This is a genomic window from Ruminococcus sp. CAG:57 (genome assembly GCF_000435935.1).
Classification (GTDB): domain Bacteria; phylum Bacillota; class Clostridia; order Oscillospirales; family Ruminococcaceae; genus Hominimerdicola; species Hominimerdicola aceti.
This window is the reverse complement of the sequence record NZ_FR890688.1, coordinates 9,410-30,792: the sequence shown is the minus strand read 5'-3', so window position 1 is coordinate 30,792 and position 21,383 is coordinate 9,410. Positions and strand designations below refer to the sequence as shown.

Below are 21,383 nucleotides of genomic sequence, written 5' to 3'. Positions count from 1 at the left end.
AGCGAAAGCAATACACAAAGTGAGGTGAAACGGGCGAACTGTTCGCCCCTACAGATACATAAGCATTTCATATTATTATACCAAAAATTTATTACAAAAGCAATAAGCAAAGTGTTAATATATGACTTCGGAGAGGACGATAAAGCAGAAAGTTGCGGCAAAAGAAACGCTCACAGTGCCGTGGAGGATCATATGTATCATAGCCACCGCTGTAAGCAGTATAAACACCGCTCTGAAAAACTCGCAGACCTTGCCATTGGCAAGCAAGGCGAGTATCCTGCCACCGTCAAAATAGCGAAATGGCAATAGGTTCAGCACACCAAGAAGAAAATTCACCTGACAGAAAAAGCCACCGCCACTTGTTAGATATGACAGCAGGCAGAGAGCAAAATTTACTGCTGCACCACCGAAAAGCACAGCAAGCTCGTGATTTTTAGAAAGCTGTTTATTATCAGGAGTAATGCGGATACCGCCTCCATAGACAACAATTTCTTGCGGTGAGCTTCCGAAAGCGGTCATAAGTACGAGGTGACCAAGTTCGTGGAGTGCGCAACTAACAAGGGTCATGAGCAATTTTTCCGTTTGGGTCGCAGAGCATATCGTCACGAGGGCTATAACAAAGAAAAAGCTGAATGAAATTCCATAAGTCGTATTTTTGATTTTTAGCTTAAACAAGTTCATCACCGAGATATTTATATTCGGTATTTGCTAAAATAATGTGTAGGGGACGGCGCCCTCGACGTCCCGCTCGGAGAGATAACACCATAACTGTTATATCTTCGATATTGGGATTTTTTGGTTGCTAAATGGAGGGGCAACGCTGTGATTATCACACCCCTGATGCCGAATTATTCGGGATACATTATTGTGACGTTTGCCAATAATTCCGCAGGCGAGGGATAGCGGGACGCCGAGGGCGTCGTCCCCTACATTTTATTCGGGAAAGGTTCTACTGCCGCAAAATCGCTACGCTCTTTGCTGGTGCTTTGTTTGAGTTATAGAAAAAGCGGTGCGAGTTTTATTTCTCGACACCGCTTTGATTATTTTTTGTTTGGTAGTTTCATTTCTGCACCCCTCTGCACCATATAGCAGAACAAACAAAGTGCATACATTTACCTCGTGCTGAAGAGCCGCAAGGTGTAGCTATGCCAATTCCTCATTCCTCACTCCTCATTCCTCATTTGTTACAGCATCTTCCTCAAATACTGTCCCGTATAAGACCTGTCGCAAGCCGCAATTTCCTCAGGCGTTCCTGTGCAAACGATAGTTCCGCCGCCGTCGCCACCCTCAGGACCAAGGTCTATAATGTGGTCTGCGGTCTTTATTACATCAAGATTATGCTCTATAACAAGCACTGTATTTCCCCCGTCTGCAAGCTTCTGCAATACCTCTATAAGCTTATGCACGTCAGCAGTATGAAGTCCTGTAGTCGGCTCGTCAAGAATGTATATCGTCCTGCCTGTGGCTCTTTTTGAAAGCTCTGTGGCAAGCTTGACTCTTTGTGCTTCACCGCCTGAAAGCGTTGTAGCCGCCTGCCCTATCTTCACATAGCCAAGACCAACTTCATACAGTGTTTCAAGCTTACGGCTTATTTTAGGGATAGCACTGAAAAACTCAACGCCCTCTTCCACTGTCATTTCAAGCACGTCATAGATGTTCTTTCCCTTGTATCTTACCTCCAGCGTTTCACGGTTGTATCTCATTCCGCCGCATACCTCGCACGGTACATACACGTCAGGCAAAAAGTGCATTTCTATCTTGATTATACCGTCGCCCTCACAGGCTTCACATCTTCCGCCTTTGACGTTGAATGAGAAACGTCCTGCACCGTAGCCTTTCATCTTTGCGTCAGCGGTCTGAGCGAAAAGTTCTCTGATATCAGTGAAAACGCCTGTATAGGTGGCAGGATTAGACCTTGGCGTTCTACCGATAGGCGACTGGTCGATATCTATTACCTTATCAAGATGCTCTATCCCCTGCATTTCCTTGAATGCTCCAGAGCGTATCTTCGCACGGTTTAATCTGCCCGCAAGCTCCTTATAGATTATCTCGTTCACAAGTGATGATTTGCCTGAGCCTGACACACCTGTTACGCAGGTGAAAGTGCCCAGTGGTATCTCAACATCTATGTTTTTTAGATTGTTCTGTGTTGCACCGATAACTTTCAGATACTTGCCGTTGCCCTGTCTGCGTGTTTCAGGGACAGGTATTTTCTTTGCACCGCTGAGATACTGTCCTGTGATAGAACGCTTGCACTTCATTATATCGTCAACAGTTCCTGCGCAGACTATCTCGCCGCCGTGAATGCCTGCCCCTGGTCCAACGTCAACCACGAAATCTGCCGCACGCATTGTGTCCTCGTCATGCTCTACCACTATGAGGGTATTGCCAAGATCACGAAGCCTTTTTAAGGTTGCGATAAGCTTGTCATTGTCACGCTGGTGCAGACCGATAGACGGCTCGTCAAGGATATACAGCACACCCACAAGTGATGAGCCTATCTGCGTTGCAAGCCTTATACGCTGGCTCTCACCGCCTGAGAGTGTGCCTGCGGAACGTGACAGGGTGAGATATTCAAGTCCAACGCTTTTGAGAAAGCCAAGGCGTGACTTTATCTCTTTTATTATCTGCTCACCGATAAGCTTGTCACGGTCGCTTATCTCAAGGTTTTCGAAAAATTCAAGGGCTTTTGCAACCGATTTGTGACAAAGCTCTGCGATATTTATTCCGCCAACTGTAACGCTCAGGCTTTCTTTTTTCAGCCTTTCACCATGGCAGGCAGGACACTTCTCATCGCTCATATAAGCTTCTATATCAGCCTTTGCCCAATCGCTGTTGGATTCCTTGTAACGCCTTTCAAGGTTTGGTATAACGCCCTCAAATTCTGCCTGATAGTCAGCCTTATAGAACTTATTGCCACGCTTTAGGTGAAGCTTCTGACCCTGCGTGCCGTAAAGGAAAATGTCTATAGCGTCCTTGTCGAGATTTTTCACAGGCTCGTCAAGGGATATGCCGTAGGTCTCAGAAATTGCGTTGAAATACATCATGGCGATAGAGCCTTCTTCAAGGCTGTTCCAGCCACTGGCTTTGATTGCGCCTTGCCTTATGGAAAGGTCCTTGTTAGGGATAATAAGCTCAGGGTCTATCTTCTTGAACACGCCAAGACCTGTACACTTTTCGCAAGCACCGAAAGGATTGTTGAATGAGAACATTCTCGGTGTCAGCTCGTCGATAGAAACACCATGCTCAGGGCAGGCATAATTCTGTGAAAAAAGCATTTCCTCTCCGCCGATAACGTCAACTCCTACAAGTCCCCCTGTAAGCGATGAAACAGTTTCGATACTGTCGGTAAGACGGGACTTTATGCCCTCTTTGATAACAAGTCGGTCAACGACTATCTCGATAGTGTGCTTTTTATTTTTCTCTATTTTTATCTCTTCTGAAAGGTCATAGGTTATGCCGTCGATACGCACTCTCACATAGCCCGACTTTCTTGCACGGTCAAGCTCTTTTGTATGCTCGCCCTTGCGTCCTCTGATGATAGGAGCTAAAAGCTGAATCTTTGTACCCTCTTCAAGCTCCATTATCTTATCCACTATCTGGTCAACAGTCTGCTGACGTATCTCTCTTCCGCAGACAGGACAATGTGGCACGCCTATACGGGCGTAAAGCAATCTGAGATAGTCGTATATCTCGGTGACTGTTCCAACAGTTGAACGTGGATTTTTGGAGGTAGTCTTTTGATCTATGGATATAGCAGGTGAAAGTCCCTCTATGCTGTCAACATCAGGCTTATCCATTTGACCCAAAAACATTCTCGCATAAGATGACAGCGACTCAACATAACGTCTTTGTCCGTCAGCGTATATGGTATCGAATGCAAGAGAAGATTTACCCGAACCCGAAAGACCTGTCATAACAACAAGCTTATCTCTCGGTATGGTAACATCAACATTTTTGAGATTATGCTCTCTTGCACCTTTTATAACTATCTCGTTAATTGGCATTGGTATTCTTTACTCTCCTTTTGGTATTGAAAAATCACATATTGGTATGCAGGCGGGCTACACACGTTTTGTGGATATATATCCGTTTTATGTTTCGCAAGGCTTTTTATTTCTTCTCACCCTTTAACTCCGCAATTTTATCACGCAAGAATGCGGCGTGCTCAAATTCAAGCAGCTTTGCCGCCTCTTTCATTTCCTTGGTGAGCTTTTCTATGAGCTTTGCAGTTTCCTGCTTTGAAAGCTTTGTTTTCTGCCTTGCCTCGTATTCCACCTCTTCCTTGGTGGATATCTCTATTACATCTCTTATATCCTTGACGATAGTTTTCGGAACTATGCCGTGTTCTTCGTTGAACTTCATCTGTATTGCACGACGGCGCTCCGTTTCGGTGATAGCCTTTTCCATTGAGCGTGTCACGGTGTCGGCATACATTATTACCTTGCCCTCGGCGTTTCGAGCGGCTCTGCCAATGGTCTGTATAAGTGCGCTTTCAGAACGCAGGAAGCCCTCTTTATCAGCATCAAGTATAGCCACAAGAGTTACCTCAGGCAGGTCAAGACCCTCACGCAAAAGGTTGATACCAACGAGCACATCAAACTCGCCCAGTCGCAGGTCACGGATTATCTCCATACGCTCGATAGTGTCGATATCGTGGTGCATATATCTCACCTTTACGTCAAAGCTCTTGAGATAATTTGTGAGATCCTCAGCCATTTTCTTTGTAAGAGTAGTAACAAGCACACGCTGATTTTTAGCGGTACGCATATTTATCTCGCTGAGCAAATCCTCTATCTGACCCTCAGTCGGCTTTACGATTATCTCAGGGTCAAGCAGACCTGTCGGTCTTATGACCTGCTCCACTATCTGCTGTGACTTTTCCTGCTCAATAGGTCCTGGGGTAGCTGACACGAACACCGCCTGATTGATATGAGAATAAAACTCATCAAAGGTCAGCGGTCTGTTATCCATTGCTGACGGCAGGCGGAAGCCATAGTCAACTAGGGTCTGTTTTCGTGCTCTGTCGCCTGCATACATACCTCTTACCTGCGGCAGAGAAACGTGTGACTCGTCCACGAAAAGCACAAAATCCTCAGGTAGGAAGTCAAGCAAAGTGAACGGCGTAGAGCCTGCGGGACGTCTTGCAAGCACACGGGAATAGTTCTCGATACCGCTGCAAAAGCCTATCTCTTCCAACATCTCAATATCATAGTTGGTGCGCTGTGCGATACGCTGAGCTTCGATAAGCATATCGTTGTCTTTGAAATACTTGATACGCTCGTCAAGCTCCTGCTTTATCTCCTCGATAGCGTCATGCATTTTATCACGGCTGACAATATAATGGGAAGCAGGGAAAATTGCAGCGTGAGCAAGTGAGCAAAGCACCTCGCCAGTCACTACGTTTATTTCAGTGATACGGTCTATCTCATCTCCGAAGAACTCCACTCTTATGGCAGTGTCTGTAGAATTTGCAGGGAATATCTCCACCACATCTCCCCTGACACGAAACTTGTTTCTCACGAAATTTATATCGTTACGCTCATACTGGATACCCACAAGGTCAGCGATAAGTCTGTCACGGGATTTCTCCATACCACGACGTATAGACACCACCATGGACTTATACTCCTCAGGGTCACCAAGGGAGTAGATACAAGAAACGCTGGCGACGATGATAACGTCACGGCGTTCGGCGATAGCGGATGTAGCGGAATGGCGGAGCTTATCTATCTCGTCATTAACGGAGCTGTCCTTTTCGATATAAACGTCCTTGCTAGGCACATAGGCTTCAGGCTGATAATAGTCATAGTAGGACACGAAATATTCCACGGCATTGTTCGGAAAAAACTCCTTGAACTCAGAGCAAAGCTGAGCGGCAAGTATCTTATTATGGGCAAGCACGAGCGTTGGACGGTTTATCCTAGCAATAACGTTTGCCATAGTAAAGGTCTTGCCGGAACCTGTAACGCCCATAAGGGTCTGCTCTCTCATACCGCTTTCGATACCCTTTACTAAAGCATCCACTGCTTCGGGCTGATCGCCTGAAAGCTTATAATCTGAAACAAGCTGAAACTTATCCATAAATGCCTCCTCAATCGAACAGTTGTTTTAATTATTATATTACATTTATTTTTAATTGTAAAGGCTTTTTTATCAATATTTTTTTAATTTGCGTATATGTACGATTTTTCGGACTGGTATTGTTACTCAACCTGCGGTATCAGCTCGATGTATGTGTAGGGGCGAACACCGTTCGCCCGTCGAAGAAACAAACCCACGGTAACAACATTTTGATATAGAAACAAAATTATCCCACCGCACCCCTACAATTCAGAATTTACAGCAAATCCTGAACACGGGCGAACACTGTTCGCTCGTCGAAGTAATAAACCCACGGCAACAACAAGGTTCGGCAGCAAAAAATTCTCCCCGACAATTCTGAATTTACAGCAAATCCTGAGCACGGGCGAACACTGTTCGCCCCTACAGATTGTTCTGGAGAGGTTCTTCTGCCGCAAAATCGCTATGCTCGGTGCTTGTCCACATCTCTGTTCAGCTTTGCCCATTCCTCATTTCTCACTCCTCACTTAATACCGCTCCCCCTCTTGCATTCTCCCACACTTTAGGTTATAATATCACTATAGTAATAATTTCAGGAGGACGTAACATGAATAGATCATATGACGAATACAACTACACCCTCTCAAAGCGTGAACTGGAAGAGCTTAAATTCTTATTCATCTCTGACGATGTGGACTACAACGACACTGACAGCAACGGGCTTACTTTCCTGCTCACTGCTATCGAAAGTGCTGACTTTGTTGAGCAGGATGGTGTTCTCAAGCCCGACAAACGAAGTGTTGATTTCATTAAATGGCTCATCGCTCAAGGATCAGATGTGAACTTCCCTGCTGACAAAAAGCCTTTACAATATGCTATCAAATGTGAAGAGGAGATATCTCGCCGTAAAGGCAAAGCCTGCGATATGTCAGAAATTCTTCTGCTTCTCCGTGAAAGCGGTGCTGACAGCACCGGTCTTGACGAGCTTATTGACGGAGGATTCTCAGCTCGTGTGAAGCTCTGAGGTATGACATGAGAGAATTTATAATAAATCAGAATGACGCAGGTCAGCGTGTTGACAAGTTTCTCACAAAGGCTGTGCCGAAGCTGCCTAAAAATCTGCTGTACAAATATCTGCGCCTAAAGCGTATCAAGGTCAACGGCAAACGCTGTGAGATATCCACACGGCTTGCTTGCGGTGACGTTATGCAGCTTTACATCAATGACGAATTTTTCGAGGGCGAAGTTGCTGACAGACCTGCTTTTCTCAGTGCGCCAACGTCTTTGAATATTATTTACGAGGACGAGAATATTATCCTCTGCGACAAAAAGTGCGGACTTGTGGTACATGAGGACGAAAGCGGTTCGGCGGACACACTTATAAACAGGATACAGCACTATCTTTATGAAAAGGGTGAATACCGTCCTGAGGAGGAGCTGTCTTTTGCTCCTGCCCTTTGCAACAGGATCGACCGCAACACAGGCGGCATTGTAATATGTGCGAAAAATGCTGAAAGTTTGCGTGTGCTTAATCAGAAAGTTAAAGACAGAGAGCTTGAAAAGCTTTATCTTTGCGTGACCGTTGGCATACCAAAGGAAAAGTCTGCACGGCTCACGGCTTATCATCAAAAGGACGAGGCGACAAAGACCGTCAAGGTATCTGACAAGAAATTTGAGGGCAGCCGCACCATGATAACCTCTTATCGTGTGCTTGCGGAAAACAAGGCTGATAACCTTGCACTTCTCGAAGTTGACCTTGTCACAGGCAGGACGCATCAGATAAGGGCGCACCTTGCTCACATTGGTCATCCTCTCCTTGGTGACGGCAAATACGGAATAAATAAAGTCAACCGTGCATACAATGTGAAAACGCAGGCACTTTATTCGTACAAGCTCACCTTTAAATTCACCACTGACGCAGGTATACTTGAATATCTAAACGGCAAGAGCTTTCAGGTTAAAGACGTATGGTTTTGCGAAAAATTCTTCGGATATAAGCTCTGATGTTTCGTTAAATCGCACTATTTCGACACTGTGGATTTGTCATATACGACAAAATAATATAATTTTCGTGCAAATTTTGTGTAAATTGTTCAAAAGTGCTTGCAAATGTATATAAAATATGTTATAATTATTTAGTCAAATTTAACGGCTGTACTATATATACAGAAAATGACAGATATATTTTATAGATTTGGAGGAACAAAGGTATGACAGGAGATCTGCATTGTCACACAACACTGTCTGACGGCTCGCTTGGTATAGAAGAGGTCATTGTTCAGGCAAAAAGAATGGGACTTGACTTTCTTGCGATAACAGACCATGACACTCTTTCATCATCAAACAGAGCGCAAATACTTGGCGAACGTTATGGGGTCAAGGTCATTCCTGCGGTAGAGCTTTCCGCATGGGACAAGAAGCGCAATTCAAAAGTACACATTCTTTGCTATGCACCGCAGAAGCCAGACAGGCTGGAAGGTCTTTGCCTGAAGTCATGCCAGATAAGAAAAGACTGTGCAAAGGAAATGATAGAAAAGGTAATGGCAAGATATCCTATCCCTGCCGATGCTGTACTGCACTACACAAAAAGCTCAAAGAGCATTTTCAAGCAGCATATCATGAGAGCATTAGTGAATTACGGCTATGCCACTGAGCTTTACGGCTCTGTGAACGACAAGCTTTTTGCATATCCAAACGGCGAATGTCTTGTTACCCGTGAATATCCTGACGTAAACTTTGTGCTTGACCTTATACACTCCGCAAAGGGCATTGCTGTTATGGCACACCCTGTTATGTTCAACAACACCGAGCTGCTTCTTGAACTTATTGAGGCAGGCAAGCTTGACGGAATTGAAGCTTATCATTACTCTGCTACTCCAACTCAACAGCAGAAGCTTGTGGATATCGCAAAGGAACATGACCTTATAGTGACTGGTGGCTCTGACTTCCATGGTCTGTATAATGAGACTATGACACATATCGGAAGCATGACCACTGACAAGGAAAATCTTGATAAGCTGTTCAAGCTCATTCATATAAATTCACAAAAAGCTAACAAAGCGGCTGTGAAAACAGAGAAATAATATGGTATAATAAAGGGACATTATCATGCGGTAATGTTCCTTTAATGCGTAACAAAGCCTAGTTTGGCTGTAATAGAGAGGACTGTATAAAATGAACGTAATGGAAGAATCCCTACAGAAACACAGAGAATGGAAAGGCAAGATAGAGGTCTGCTCAAGAGCAAAGGTAAACAATGCAAAAGACCTGACGCTGGCTTACACACCAGGCGTTGCACAGCCTTGCCTTGAGATACAGAAAGATCCTGACCTTTCATATGAGCTTACAAGACGTGCAAATCTTGTGGCTGTTATCACAGACGGCTCTGCTGTGCTTGGTCTTGGCAATATTGGCGGTCTGGCAGGTATGCCTGTTATGGAGGGAAAATGCGCACTTTTCAAGGAGTTCGCAGACGTTGACGCTTTTCCACTTTGCATAAAGTCCAATGACGTTGACGAGATAGTAAACACTATCGCTATGATATCAGACAGTTTCGGTGGTATAAATCTTGAAGATATCGCCGCTCCAAGGTGCTTTGAGATAGAGGCTAAGCTTAAAGAGAAAGTTGATATTCCTGTTTTCCATGACGATCAGCACGGAACTGCTATCGTTGTCGGTGCGGCACTTATGAATGCCTGCAAGGTAGCAAACAAGAAGATAGAGGATATCACGCTTGTTATAAACGGCGCAGGTGCGGCCGGCTGTGCTATCGGAAAGCTTTTGCTTTCTCTTGGTATCGGCAACCTTATCATGGTAGACCGTGAGGGAATAATCTGCGAGGGCGATGATTATCTTAACGAGGCTCACGCTGAAATGGCTAAGGTCACAAACAAGAACAAGCTCCACGGCTCTCTTGCTGACGCACTCAAGGGTGCAGACGCTTTCGTGGGCGTTTCCAAGCCAAAGCTTGTGACCGCTGACATGGTTAAATCCATGAATGATAAGCCTATACTTTTCGCAATGGCTAACCCGACTCCTGAGATAATGCCTGACGAAGCAAAGGCGGCAGGTGCGTTTATCGTGGGCACAGGACGTTCAGACTTCCCTAACCAGATAAACAACGTTATCGCATTCCCTGGCATTTTCAAGGGTGCGCTTGCGGTAAGGGCTTCTGACATCAACGAGGAAATGAAAATGGCTGCCGCAAAGGCTATCGCAGGCTGTGTGCCTGAGGACAAGCTCAGTGCGGAATTTATTCTGCCTAACTCTTTTGACAGGTCAGTACCTGTCGCTGTGGCTGAGGCTGTGGCAAAGGCTGCAAGAGAAACAGGCGTAGCAAGAATTTAGGAGGTTTTTCAAATGGCAACTATCAGCTACACTCCAAAGGGAGTATGTTCAAGAAAAATTGATATCGAGGTCGAGGACGGTATCGTAAAGAAAGTGCATTTCACAGGTGGCTGTAACGGCAACACACAGGGTGTATCAAAGCTTGTTGAGGGCATGAAGGTTCAAGACGTTATTGACAGACTTGAGGGCATCGACTGCAACGGACGTGGCACATCATGTCCTGCCCAGCTTGCTGAGGCTTTGAAGTCTGCACTCTAATTTAACACCAAACCAAGAAACGGGCGAACACTGTTCGCCCCTACAAAAGGAAACGGACTGCATTTTGTTTGCAGTCCGTTTTTTTGTACATATTCTAATTTTCAGTCGCTGTGCTTTGAGTGAAACTCATTGAAACAAATCCCGTACCAGTCACCGTAATATTGGTATGATTACCGTCAGACCACTGCTCTGCACTGTTAATGCCGTTCGTTCGATAGAACTGAATGTCATATTGATTTTTTTCAGCAGAATTGACTTTCAAAGTTGCAGTGGCTATGCCAGAACTGTCCTTTGAAATAGTCAGATCATAAGTATTCTTAAACCATGGGCTGATATCAACATAGTTCGTATTCCAAGTCAGGGTGACAGTACCCTCGCCACTGCCTGACAGGCGGTAGTTGAAGCTGTCAAGATCTTTAGGCGAGGTAGCATTGTCGATGAATGTGCCTGTCCATGTTGCTGATGTGTTATTATTTATATAAATAACGCCAAGCTTTGCGGAGAGCGGTTTCAACTCTGCCTGATTTGTAGGAGTGGCTGTCACTCTCATGTATATGTCAGACTTTGTGAGCTGTGACTTATCAAAAGTCAGCACAAATTCATGCTTGTTGAAATCGTCAGCCATAAGTTTCAGAAGTGAAAACTCTATTTTTGAATTGCTTCCAAAAGTCTTTTTTTCACCGTTATATTCAACTGAATATTTTGCAGTTTCTTCTCCGGTAACGGCATTTCCGTTGCTGTCCACAAGCTCGACTTTCAAAGTGTATGTGATATCCTTGTCATTATGCTTTATCAATGTTTGCGGATAGTTGCACACATTGACTGTAACACAAGGCGAGTTTTCCATACTGCTAAAAGTTATCGTCCTTGGAAGATCATTTTCATCTGTTGTAAGATAATTAGATGAAAACAGCATACCAGCTCCCTTTTGTGTGGACACAACTCGCTTTACACTTGAAACGCTGGTATAAGCCGCCAGGACGCCAATAGTACTGAGTGCGGCTGCCGCAAAAGCTATCCATATTGCAAGCCACGATCTTTTAAGCTTTTTTATAAATTTGTCTTTCATAACAGCCACCCTCCTCTCTATTTTGTGATTTATTACTTTCTCTGAACTGTCAGGTAGACCATATCAGTTTCTTTATTGTTTTGGACGTTTTTATTCCATTTTACTCTGATTATAAAATAATCGCAAAACGGATCTTTATTGTCAATTACCGTCAGTGTATCCGATTGCCAATAAAGTGCTTCGGAATTTTTCTGAACATTGCCGTAGCTGTCATAGGACTTTTCGTGAAGTGTGCTGTTAGCAAGTATCTCCGAGCCGTCTCTATTAAGATACTTTCCGCTTATTGGACTATCGCCTGACTTATCATAATAAAACGTGCCGTCACTATCTGAAACATAAACGACAGCTTCTGATTTTTCAGTTTCACTGACGCTTTTCGCACGATATATCTCATACTCAAAAGGGATATTCGTTGTATGTGCAAGCTGTATTTGATATTGTTGCACGTCTGCCCCGCCTATGCCGAAAACAAAGTCTTTATAACTGCCGTTCTCAACGTCTATATCTGCCATTTCAAGATTTGCCACAGATTCTTTGTTTCCTGCGGTGATATAAAGCTGAGTAGGGGCATTTATTTTTGTTGTAAGAGCAATAGAACGTTTGTGAGTAAACCACGCATAAACAGGCAGTGCCACAAGCAGTACCACCGAGATGGATACTGCTATGACTAGCTGGAGCTTCTTCTTTTTTTCTAATTTTCTGAATTTTCCAAAAATGCTTTTTGTCATAATTTTCTCCTGAAAATGCCTGCTTATTATGAATTTATAAAGCCTGTTTCTATTTTTGCGTTTGTGTAAACAACATAGTCGCTTGAGGTAGTTCCATTAACAACTGAGTTGTTGTCATTAAGCAATACTGCGGTAAGCTCAACTCTATAGTTCGCATAGGTAAGTCCCTGCTCCTCAAAAGCCTTGCCTGTTTTTACTGTAAATTTCGTAACGGCTGTGTTTTGTTCTTCGCCATTATAGTCAGCGGTAAAAACGCACTCCTTACCATTCAGGCCGCTGCTTGATGTGGCGTTTTCCAAAGTAAAGCTACTGAGGTATTTACTAATATCGTTTGTCTGCTTATAATCGCCACTATTGTCCTTAACATACAACCTCATTGTATACTGTATTTTTTTGCCGCTGTCCTTTGTTGATCGACTCAAAGCAGACAGATCATAGATAGCATTTGCTGTTATTGCCATTTCTCCTGTAGTCATATCTTTGGCATTGATACCAAGCTGCGAAAATGGTGAATCCTTCGACTCAAGAACCGTTGACTCTGCAACGTTATAGTTTAGCTGTGCCACCGTCATTGCCTTTCTATAGTAGCGTCTGGCAGGCATAACTCCACTTGCAGAGATAGAGCTGTTCTCAATATTGTTCTGGCTATATGCAACATAAGACGCCGCATTTACTCCTATACCGGTTTTGGTATCCCCGTCCTTACGCTCAGGAAACTGATCTATGATCCCTGCAGTACCATAAGTTAAGCTGATATCAGCCTTGACAGTTATAGAGCCATTTGTGTCACTATTGATATAATCGTAGACCGAATCGGGATACATCAGCATATAGCTGTCTTTAGCTTCTGAAAGTGTCTCAGTCTTGCTTATTTTTGCGTTTGATAACTCTGTGTCTGAACTGTTTAAAATGCTGTAATCAACATTCACCGAAGTTCCTGCAATGATCTTTGCATTAGCTCCCGCATCGTTTTCATCAAAGTTCTTCATAGAGAATTTAAACGCCTGATACATATTGAAATCGTCACTCTTATAGCCATTAAATGTATCTCTAAGGCTCTGATCAATGCTTATCTTTGACGTCATTGTCGCACGGACAAAATTATTTGACGCTGTTATCTCCTCTGGGTCATGAGCCGTCACACTTACTAGCTGTGTAAAAAAGTTTGCAATAACATATGCACCAGTGTCATTATTTGTCACTTGGACAAGATTTGTAGGAATATTGCCATTGAGCTTTCTTGGCTTATTACCGCTATAATAATTCACAAAGTTTTTGATGACTTTTTTTGTGCTTCCCGTTTCCGGAATATTGATAGTGAGATAATAGTTCTCGCTTATTATCATTTCGTCATTATCATTTTTTGGTGTATTACTATTCGCTGAAACAGTTATCTTATAAGTGCCTGTTTCATTCTCACCAGCAGGTCTATAATACTTGCCGTCGCTCGTTTTTACAGTAGCTGTAGCTTCATCAGCTTCAACAAGAGTTCCGTCAGATGCTTCTATAGCTGTTACCGACGCATATCTTAACAGTACATCATTCATTGTAACCGGTTTAAAGCCACTTATATTTGTCAAGTCAAGCTCACCGGTTGTTTTATTAAACTTAGCATCACTTGCGGTAGAATGATAAGTCTTGTCATTGTTATTTGCATCAACAAGAGTTAGCTTTGTATCATCGGTAAGCACACCACTGTCAGTGGCATTATCACCAATAAGATAAAGCTTTTTATCAAAGCTCCAAAGCAGACCGTCACCGTTATTGAGCATTTTTTCCCATTCGTTAGCGGATTTGTAATAGGAATACTTAAAATAAGTAGTAACAGGTGCATCAAAGCTCTCAAAAGCAAGCTTTGTTTTATCCGTATAGTGAGAATGGTTAAAGTCTGTGCCTGAGATAACGTAAGATTGAAAGCTGAAATCAAGCACCTTTCTTACAAAAACAGGAATATGAAGTCTAAGAGCAGTTTTGCCACTTCCCGTTTGGTCGATATAATCAAGAGTAATGACAGTAAATCTGTTTGTGCCGTCATTGTCATACTGACCGTCTGTGACCTTGAAATATCCTGTCTTGCTGTTAAACGTAAGAGTGCTTTTGTCTGATTTTTTCAAAACGTCGTTATCATACACATAAGTTGCTGTGCTTACATTCATAAGATCTGTTGTTTTCAGCTTATTTGAACTGCTGTCGCAAACATCACAATTTGTCAGAACTGAGATATACTTTGCGAGCATTTGTGTGATATTCAACGATGAGTTATCATCTATAAGCAAAACTGGAAGATCATTCAGCTCCTGAACATCAAGCTCAGAGGCCTGACGAAATGTTGTAAGCTTTGAATTAGCCAGATCCTCTGCATATGTCTTTATGGTACTGTTTATGCCATAGGATTTTTTCTTTGTGCCATTCGTATAAGAAGCAGCGTCACTGATGATAGTCTGCATATTTCCGCCAACAAGATCGCCTGCGAAAGTCTTACCGCCGACAGTAACGCTTGGGTTTATATTGACATAAGGTGAATAGATATCAACGTGTGTCCTGCTTCCATCACCGATATTTTGAGTATTATTCTGATCGCCGTTATAGTCAGCATGAACTGCGGTGAAGCTGGCAGGTATCTGTGAAGCATTATACTGTATATCAGGTAAACAATCCGTGTTATTTACCGATACTCCAATAAATTTAGATGATAGATTTTTATCCTTGTTCCAACCTATCAAGTTAGAAACAGACACGCTGTTGTTGCCTCTTACATAGCCTAATTTATTTATGAGAATATCATAAGCATATGTGTTTCCACGGTCATTATGACCGATCACACCGCCTGCACCTGCACCATTGGACTTATCTTCTGCTGACAGAGTAACATTGTTGACTTCACAATCAGATATCTTCAGATCACCATTAGCTTTTATACCAACATAACCTCCGATACCTGCATCACCAGTTTTAGCAATTGGTATACCTATCGTTGCATTTTTTACAGCAGACTTTGATAAGGTCGCAGCCGCATTCTGTGTGCCGACCATTCCGCCTGAACTTGTATAGCCATAAACACCGCAAGCTGATGTTTCAGATGTTCCTCCATAGTAACAGTCTTTGATAGACAACTGGTTTTTGTTTATTCCAACGAATCCACCGGCATTACTACCATAAACATCGACGCTGACGCTTGTGTTTGTTATTGTGCAGGCTCCGTTAGACAGTCCTATAAGACCGCCCTCGTTCATTGTCTGGGTTGCAAGGGGTTTATTGTCTTTTTTTGAACCGATAAAGCTGTCTTTATTATAGGCTGTAAGCTGAACATTGCTTATTGTCGTTTTGATATTTGCAGAACCTGCGATTCCACCTACGCCAAACCAAGTTTTTGTGCCTTTATCAAGATTAGCAAATTCAACTTTATTAATTTTTATCTTAGAATCCTTAACAGCGAATTCGTTGCCTTTCTGAGAATTTCCCACAAGACCGCCTGTTTCAAATCCGCCATACACATAAACGCCACTGTTTTCAGACTTAACGTTACTTATATTGATATCATTTGTTGACTTTCCTATAAGTCCTCCCACAGTATATGCACCATATATTTCAAGATCAGTCAATGTTATTCCGATAAACTTGCAAGAACTCTGTACTCCGCCAACGATACCACCTGTAGAAAGGTCTTCATTAACATACGATTGTCCATCGTTGTTATACGTCTTAACGCTGATCTTGCCGGAAAGCTTAAGGTTATTTACAGTTAAAGCATACGTTGAACAGTTTATCAACCCAACTCCTTTTACGGAGGCAAATGCGGTACGATATTTATAGTTATCCACATCTTGAAATTCAATAGTGTTACCGCTCTTGTTATCCGTTATTTTCACAGCATAGGCTTTTATATCTGTATCGAGCTTTATAGTCTGATCATTTCCCTCGATAGCTGTCAAAGACAAAGTATAATCACATTTAATGTCGCCCAAGTTACTATTTGTTGCATCAAACAACTGATTTATACCACGAAAACCGGTTCCGGTGAGGTCATAGGTTCCATTTCCTGTGAGTTTAACAGTAAAGTTCTTATTTAATTCGTGTGCCCACTTTGCTTCATAAAGACCTTTTTCACTTGGCTTTGTATATTTTTTTAGCATTACAGAATTTTTCTTTTCATATTCCCTGCTTGTAGCCTTTTCAAGTCTTTGATAATCTGAGATCGCAGTTTTGTAATCTTTATCATCAGAAGTCAATGTAGCTGTGCCAACTTTTGAATAGTCTGCATTTCGAGTAAAAGTATAGTGACCATATCCGCAAGTATTGTTTCTACGGTCTGTATATCCCATACCAGACTGTGATATGATAGACAGCATAAACAACGCCTGTGCATTAGGCACTTCAATGGTATTGGTCGTGCCGGCAATAACATTTAATTTCTCACCATCACTTAGCTCACTCTTAAACTGCGTGATGAGATAATTTTTCCTGCCATTGTTAAGGTTAGTTGACTTACCAAACGTTGTTCCCTCTTCGATAGCAAAGCCGTTTACAACTCTGCCTATATATGGATTGATAAAAAGATTGGTATATACGTCTTCACCCACTGCCTCAGTATTGTTGGTTGTAAGCGCACTATATTTGGCAACGTTGCCCATATTTCTGAAAATAACGCCGCCGTAAACTATGGCACCAACATATCCGCCTGCAGTAATGAGATGTTGTTTGCTGTTATCGTTATTTGCAAATTTTATATTAGGATTTGTTACCTTGACATTATCAATGATATTATCTCCACCGAACACAACGCCCATAACACCGCCATAATACTCCGTCTTTTTGGTACTATAGTTTAATTTATTATTATTGTTTTTTGAAAGCGTTACTTCATTGGTATATACTATATTGATATCTTTTACAACACTTCCGCTGCTGAACCTGATGAGAGGGCTTGCAGAATTATTGGTGATAGTTGGATATGTTCCGTCGGATCTCTGCTGTCCAACAATAACGCCCCTGAAAACGAAACTGTTTGATGTTCCGCCAAGACCTGCAAAAGAACTGCCGAGAACTATATCATCATTTATCTTGTAATAAGCCTCGCAAAGATATTTGATCATGTTATCTTTTGAAACTTTTTCCTTTCCGCTTACGAAATTGCCTGTTCCATCATAAGTATAAGTTTTATGATTAGTGCCTTTACAAAAAGCACTATTAGCATTAACAGTCGATTTATCGGCAGAAACATTTGCATTATAGTTTACTTCCCAGCCATTTGTAGGTGCGGCTGTATTGATAACTCGTGCGACCTCTGCAAGTGTAGAAGCGTCAAGGATATATGGATCAGAGTATGTTCCGCAACCCTTGTCAAGATATGGTCGCTCAAGGTTTACGTCTATCTCATCATAGTTTTGAGCCTTATTATACGATATAGCAACATATGGCTTGTATTCAGCAAAGCTATATTTCTCTGTTGCGTTATTTTTGACAGGGGAAGTATACCTGTCATCTCTACTCCAATCGCCATGATACTTATTCTGCCTGCTCACATCATCTACACGATTCTTTTTGGTGTCAGACACTTCTTTTCCGTAGGTTACATTATGCTTAATATTGCCAGCTGAGTCTTTACCCCAATCGTCGTCCCATTTATAGTTGTATATTGCAGAAGAGCCTGCTCCGTCAGAATGCTGAAAGCTTTCAAGCAAAGTAGCATTTTTGAAAATTGAATTTTCATTACTTGCGTCAAGCTTGATATTTGAGAAAGTCAGAGATATATTTTGACCCTTTTTGCTTCCTACATCGCCTATAAGGCTTGTTGCAGCATAATCCTGACCGCCTTTATCATATTTAGCAGTAGTCATACTGTGTTTTTTCTGTGACACATTCTGTATAGTGATCTCTGTCATGTTGCCTATCTTATTTATAAGCAAAGGGGCGTAAGAATTTTCACCATTTAAACTTAAAGAAGTATCATTCACATACAAATCGTCAAGAACGATACTGCCGGTAATTTTGACAGATTTTTTTGAAGTATTGGTGTCGTCAGCAACCGAGCCGCAAACCAATGCACCTGAACCACCATTCACCTTACCGATATTTCCCTTAAAGGTCAGTTTGCCGCTTATGGTAACAGCTCCATTTTCATTTCTGAAAAGTCCGCATTGCATCATGTAATGTTGATTATGGTAATTAGTTAAATTTGTTCCATCTATGCCGTCAGTTGTACGGGCATAATTGTCACTATTACTGCTTGATACCATTTCAGACTGATTAAAGCCATTATTTTCAAAAGTAATAGTTGAATTTGATTTTATATTACAACCATTTGTATCAACTGGATAAAATGAATATCCTGTCAAATCTATTTCTGGATCTGTTGGAAAATCTATATTTGTACTATTAATATATGCTTTTATATTATTTGCCGCAAAAAGCTTTGCACTCCACTCAACAGCCTTAGCTCCGCCTGTGGTGGCTTTACCGTTTTTATATACATCAAGGTTATAATAATATCTTGCCCAAGAATTATTTTTCCACACAGCACCATTATTTGTTGTTTGATTTTGATAGGTATTGCAGTTCTTTCCGTCCATATACAGCAAACGCTCTCCGTCCGCTGTAACAGCAGGAATTGAAATTATGGCTTGACGATTGCAAACAGGACTATTTGAAGCATAAATACTACAACGAGCTATCTCATCAAAATACGAATAGCTTGGGCTTATATTTATCTTAGTATCTTGTGAGATCTTATATCCATTAGGTTTAGTAAGTTCAAAATAAGTTGCATCTCGTGAGCTTCTGTAATTATTGACATTTTCACCTTTAAAATAGTCAAAGCCATAAGAGTCATAATCTCTACCAAAAAGAGTTGAGGCAAGCATGCCGAAATTTATACATTTTGTTGCTTTCACTGTCACACCGTCAAAGCTAACATCTTTTATGCTCCAATAACCTGTTGTGGAAAGTACAAGACCGCCCAGTTCTGTGCCATTGTTCACTGTTAATCTTGAATTGTTTACATTCAAACTATTCAGATCAATTTCTACTCTATACCAGTTATGCCCTAAAAATCCACCGCTATTTGATTTACCACTAGAATTTATTGTTAAAGCATTAATATTAACATTGGTGATAGATATCTTATTAGGTACAACAGAAGCTGAATTATCCTTAGCACCGACCTCTGCAATAAGTCCACCAACTCTAGAGTTACTTCCTGTGTGTTTGTCAGTTATATTTCCGCCAACAGTGACATTATCAAACTTAATACCGGTTGTAGGCGTTGATGTAACAGCGCCTACCATTCCGATAACTCCGCCAAGACAAGTACAATCTACCTTTGTTGTGCTATTATCGTATGTAAGATTTGCTGTTACAGCAGAATTAGTGAACGAAACTTCACTTGTGGCGTCAGCAACATATCCAACCAGACCTCCGACAAAATTAGTATACGCACCACTTGGAGATGCGGTCACATCAGCGGTCACGCTGTCAATAGTCAAAGCTCCGCTGTTGTATGCAGATACAGAACCAATATAACAAGCATCACCGCCAGAAACATTATCACCGACAATATTAAAGTTTGAAACAAGCATTATATTGCTTATTTTTGCACCGCTTGTCTTTGCAAAAAGTCCGTTGTGAGTATGGAAAACTATCTTATCATTTTCTGTTCCCACTGTCATGGTAAGTTTATGACTAGTGCCATTCAGAGTGCCTGTGAATGTACCCTCATCATTATCACGCATAAAGCCGGTTAGACCTGTGTCGCTTATATCAACATCTGCACTAAGGCTGATATTTGCCGCAAGCATATCTGCCCTGCTAGCACCGCTATACTTAACAAAATCATTGCTTTCATGCTGCATTATCAAAGCTGCACGGGCAAAATCTGCCCTATTGCTTATGGTTATATTATTATTAGGAAATCCATTTATTGTAACAGTATGCCCCGATCCATCAAAAGACAGAACACTGTCAGCACTCTCAAGCAGATCGGAATCATTAAGGCGAAGCACTCCGCCCCAATCCATATCGTCTATGACTTTTGAAGATGTCCTTTTAAATGACCAGCCGCTTAAGCTATAGATCAAAGCATTGCCTCTATTTCCTACTATCTGACATCTGTTTTTGTTAGGGTCTTTAGGATAAAAGTCTGAAAGGTCTGTTTCACCGCCAAGCCTTACAACGCCATTTTTATTAAATTTGCCAACAATGCCACCTACGCTCTGGTTTGCAGAAACATCAGCTGCCGTAACTGTAACATTGCCGCCAACATTAATAAAAGCCTGATCTGCATAGCCCACAAGTCCGCCATAATTATTTTGTGAGGATGTGGGATTATTAATACTTATAGTGGTATTCTTGACGCTTACATAAGCCTTACTGTTATCACCTATCTTACCAATAAGGCCGCCAAAATCAAGGGCATTGCATAAGCCAGTCACATTTACAGTGATATCACTTAGCGCTAGTTCAGAGCTAAGAGCATTGGCAGAATATCTTCCGACAATACCACCATAAAAGCCTGCCCTGACAGTGCCATTGAAGTTTGAAGTAATAATATCATTAGCGGTGCCTGTGATACTAATTTTTGCACTATCTGCGCTGTTTGTCAGCACTCCGAAAACAGAACCAACAGCCGCACTGTCAGCGGTATCTCCTGATGAACAAGCAAGTGCCATTTTCATGCCACTGAATTTTGAAATGTCAAATGTCTTTTCGTTGTCTTTACTGTATGTATAAGAGCCGAAAAGACCGCCCGCAGTTACAGAGCCTGTAACGCATCCGGTCATGGTAAGGGTGACACCTTCGCCAACATTTATTTCTGCATTCTCTGCACTACCCACAAGTCCACCCGCGTTTTTTGCGGATACATTTACATCTGTCAAGGTGTTGCACTTGTCAATGTTCAGCGTTGCACTATCACTCATTTTTCC

General features: G+C 42.1%; 11 protein-coding genes. 5 read left to right on the top strand and 6 right to left on the bottom strand.

Features of this window, described 5'->3' with window-relative positions; genetic code table 11:
- Positions 1-114: 114 nt before the first annotated feature.
- From QVO88_RS01105 to uvrB, 3 genes are all read right to left on the bottom strand, one after another.
- Positions 115-567 (bottom strand): peptidase M50, encoded by a 453-nt coding sequence (locus QVO88_RS01105; protein ID WP_022286689.1) that lies wholly within the window; start codon positions 565-567, stop codon positions 115-117.
- Between the two features lie 617 nt (positions 568-1,184).
- Complete coding sequence (gene uvrA, locus QVO88_RS01100) at positions 1,185-4,007, bottom strand: excinuclease ABC subunit UvrA (RefSeq protein ID WP_022286688.1); 2,823 nt, start codon at positions 4,005-4,007, stop codon at positions 1,185-1,187.
- 106 nt (positions 4,008-4,113) lie between these two features.
- The gene (uvrB, locus tag QVO88_RS01095) at positions 4,114-6,084 is read right to left on the bottom strand and encodes an excinuclease ABC subunit UvrB (RefSeq protein WP_022286687.1); all 1,971 of its coding nucleotides are present in this window, start codon (positions 6,082-6,084) and stop codon (positions 4,114-4,116) included.
- A 586-nt stretch (positions 6,085-6,670) separates the two neighbouring features.
- Here uvrB and QVO88_RS01090 point away from each other — a divergent pair.
- From QVO88_RS01090 to QVO88_RS01070, 5 genes are all read left to right on the top strand, one after another.
- Entirely contained in the window at positions 6,671-7,087 is a 417-nt protein-coding gene (locus tag QVO88_RS01090) for a hypothetical protein (RefSeq protein WP_022286686.1), read from the top strand.
- A gap of 8 nt (positions 7,088-7,095) precedes the next feature.
- Positions 7,096-8,067 carry an RluA family pseudouridine synthase gene (locus tag QVO88_RS01085; protein ID WP_022286685.1) on the top strand — a complete coding sequence of 324 codons (972 nt, stop codon included), beginning with the start codon at positions 7,096-7,098 and terminating at the stop codon, positions 8,065-8,067.
- 206 nt (positions 8,068-8,273) lie between these two features.
- Positions 8,274-9,146: a PHP domain-containing protein gene (locus QVO88_RS01080; protein ID WP_022286684.1), complete on the top strand. Its 873-nt coding sequence runs from the start codon at positions 8,274-8,276 to the stop codon at positions 9,144-9,146.
- A gap of 91 nt (positions 9,147-9,237) precedes the next feature.
- The gene (locus QVO88_RS01075) at positions 9,238-10,410 is read left to right on the top strand and encodes an NADP-dependent malic enzyme (RefSeq protein ID WP_022286683.1); all 1,173 of its coding nucleotides are present in this window, start codon (positions 9,238-9,240) and stop codon (positions 10,408-10,410) included.
- 12 nt (positions 10,411-10,422) lie between these two features.
- The gene (locus tag QVO88_RS01070; protein ID WP_022286682.1) at positions 10,423-10,668 is read left to right on the top strand and encodes a TIGR03905 family TSCPD domain-containing protein; all 246 of its coding nucleotides are present in this window, start codon (positions 10,423-10,425) and stop codon (positions 10,666-10,668) included.
- Positions 10,669-10,762: 94 nt separating this feature from the next.
- On the opposite strand, the gene QVO88_RS01065 is transcribed toward QVO88_RS01070, so the two are convergent.
- The 3 genes from QVO88_RS01065 to QVO88_RS01055 are packed head-to-tail and all read right to left on the bottom strand — an operon-like array spanning position 10,763 to position 21,377.
- Positions 10,763-11,737 (bottom strand): hypothetical protein, encoded by a 975-nt coding sequence (locus QVO88_RS01065; RefSeq protein WP_022286681.1) that lies wholly within the window; start codon positions 11,735-11,737, stop codon positions 10,763-10,765.
- A gap of 32 nt (positions 11,738-11,769) precedes the next feature.
- The gene (locus QVO88_RS01060) at positions 11,770-12,465 is read right to left on the bottom strand and encodes a hypothetical protein (protein ID WP_022286680.1); all 696 of its coding nucleotides are present in this window, start codon (positions 12,463-12,465) and stop codon (positions 11,770-11,772) included.
- Between the two features lie 26 nt (positions 12,466-12,491).
- The gene (locus tag QVO88_RS01055) at positions 12,492-21,377 is read right to left on the bottom strand and encodes a hypothetical protein (protein WP_022286679.1); all 8,886 of its coding nucleotides are present in this window, start codon (positions 21,375-21,377) and stop codon (positions 12,492-12,494) included.
- Positions 21,378-21,383: the final 6 nt, after the last annotated feature.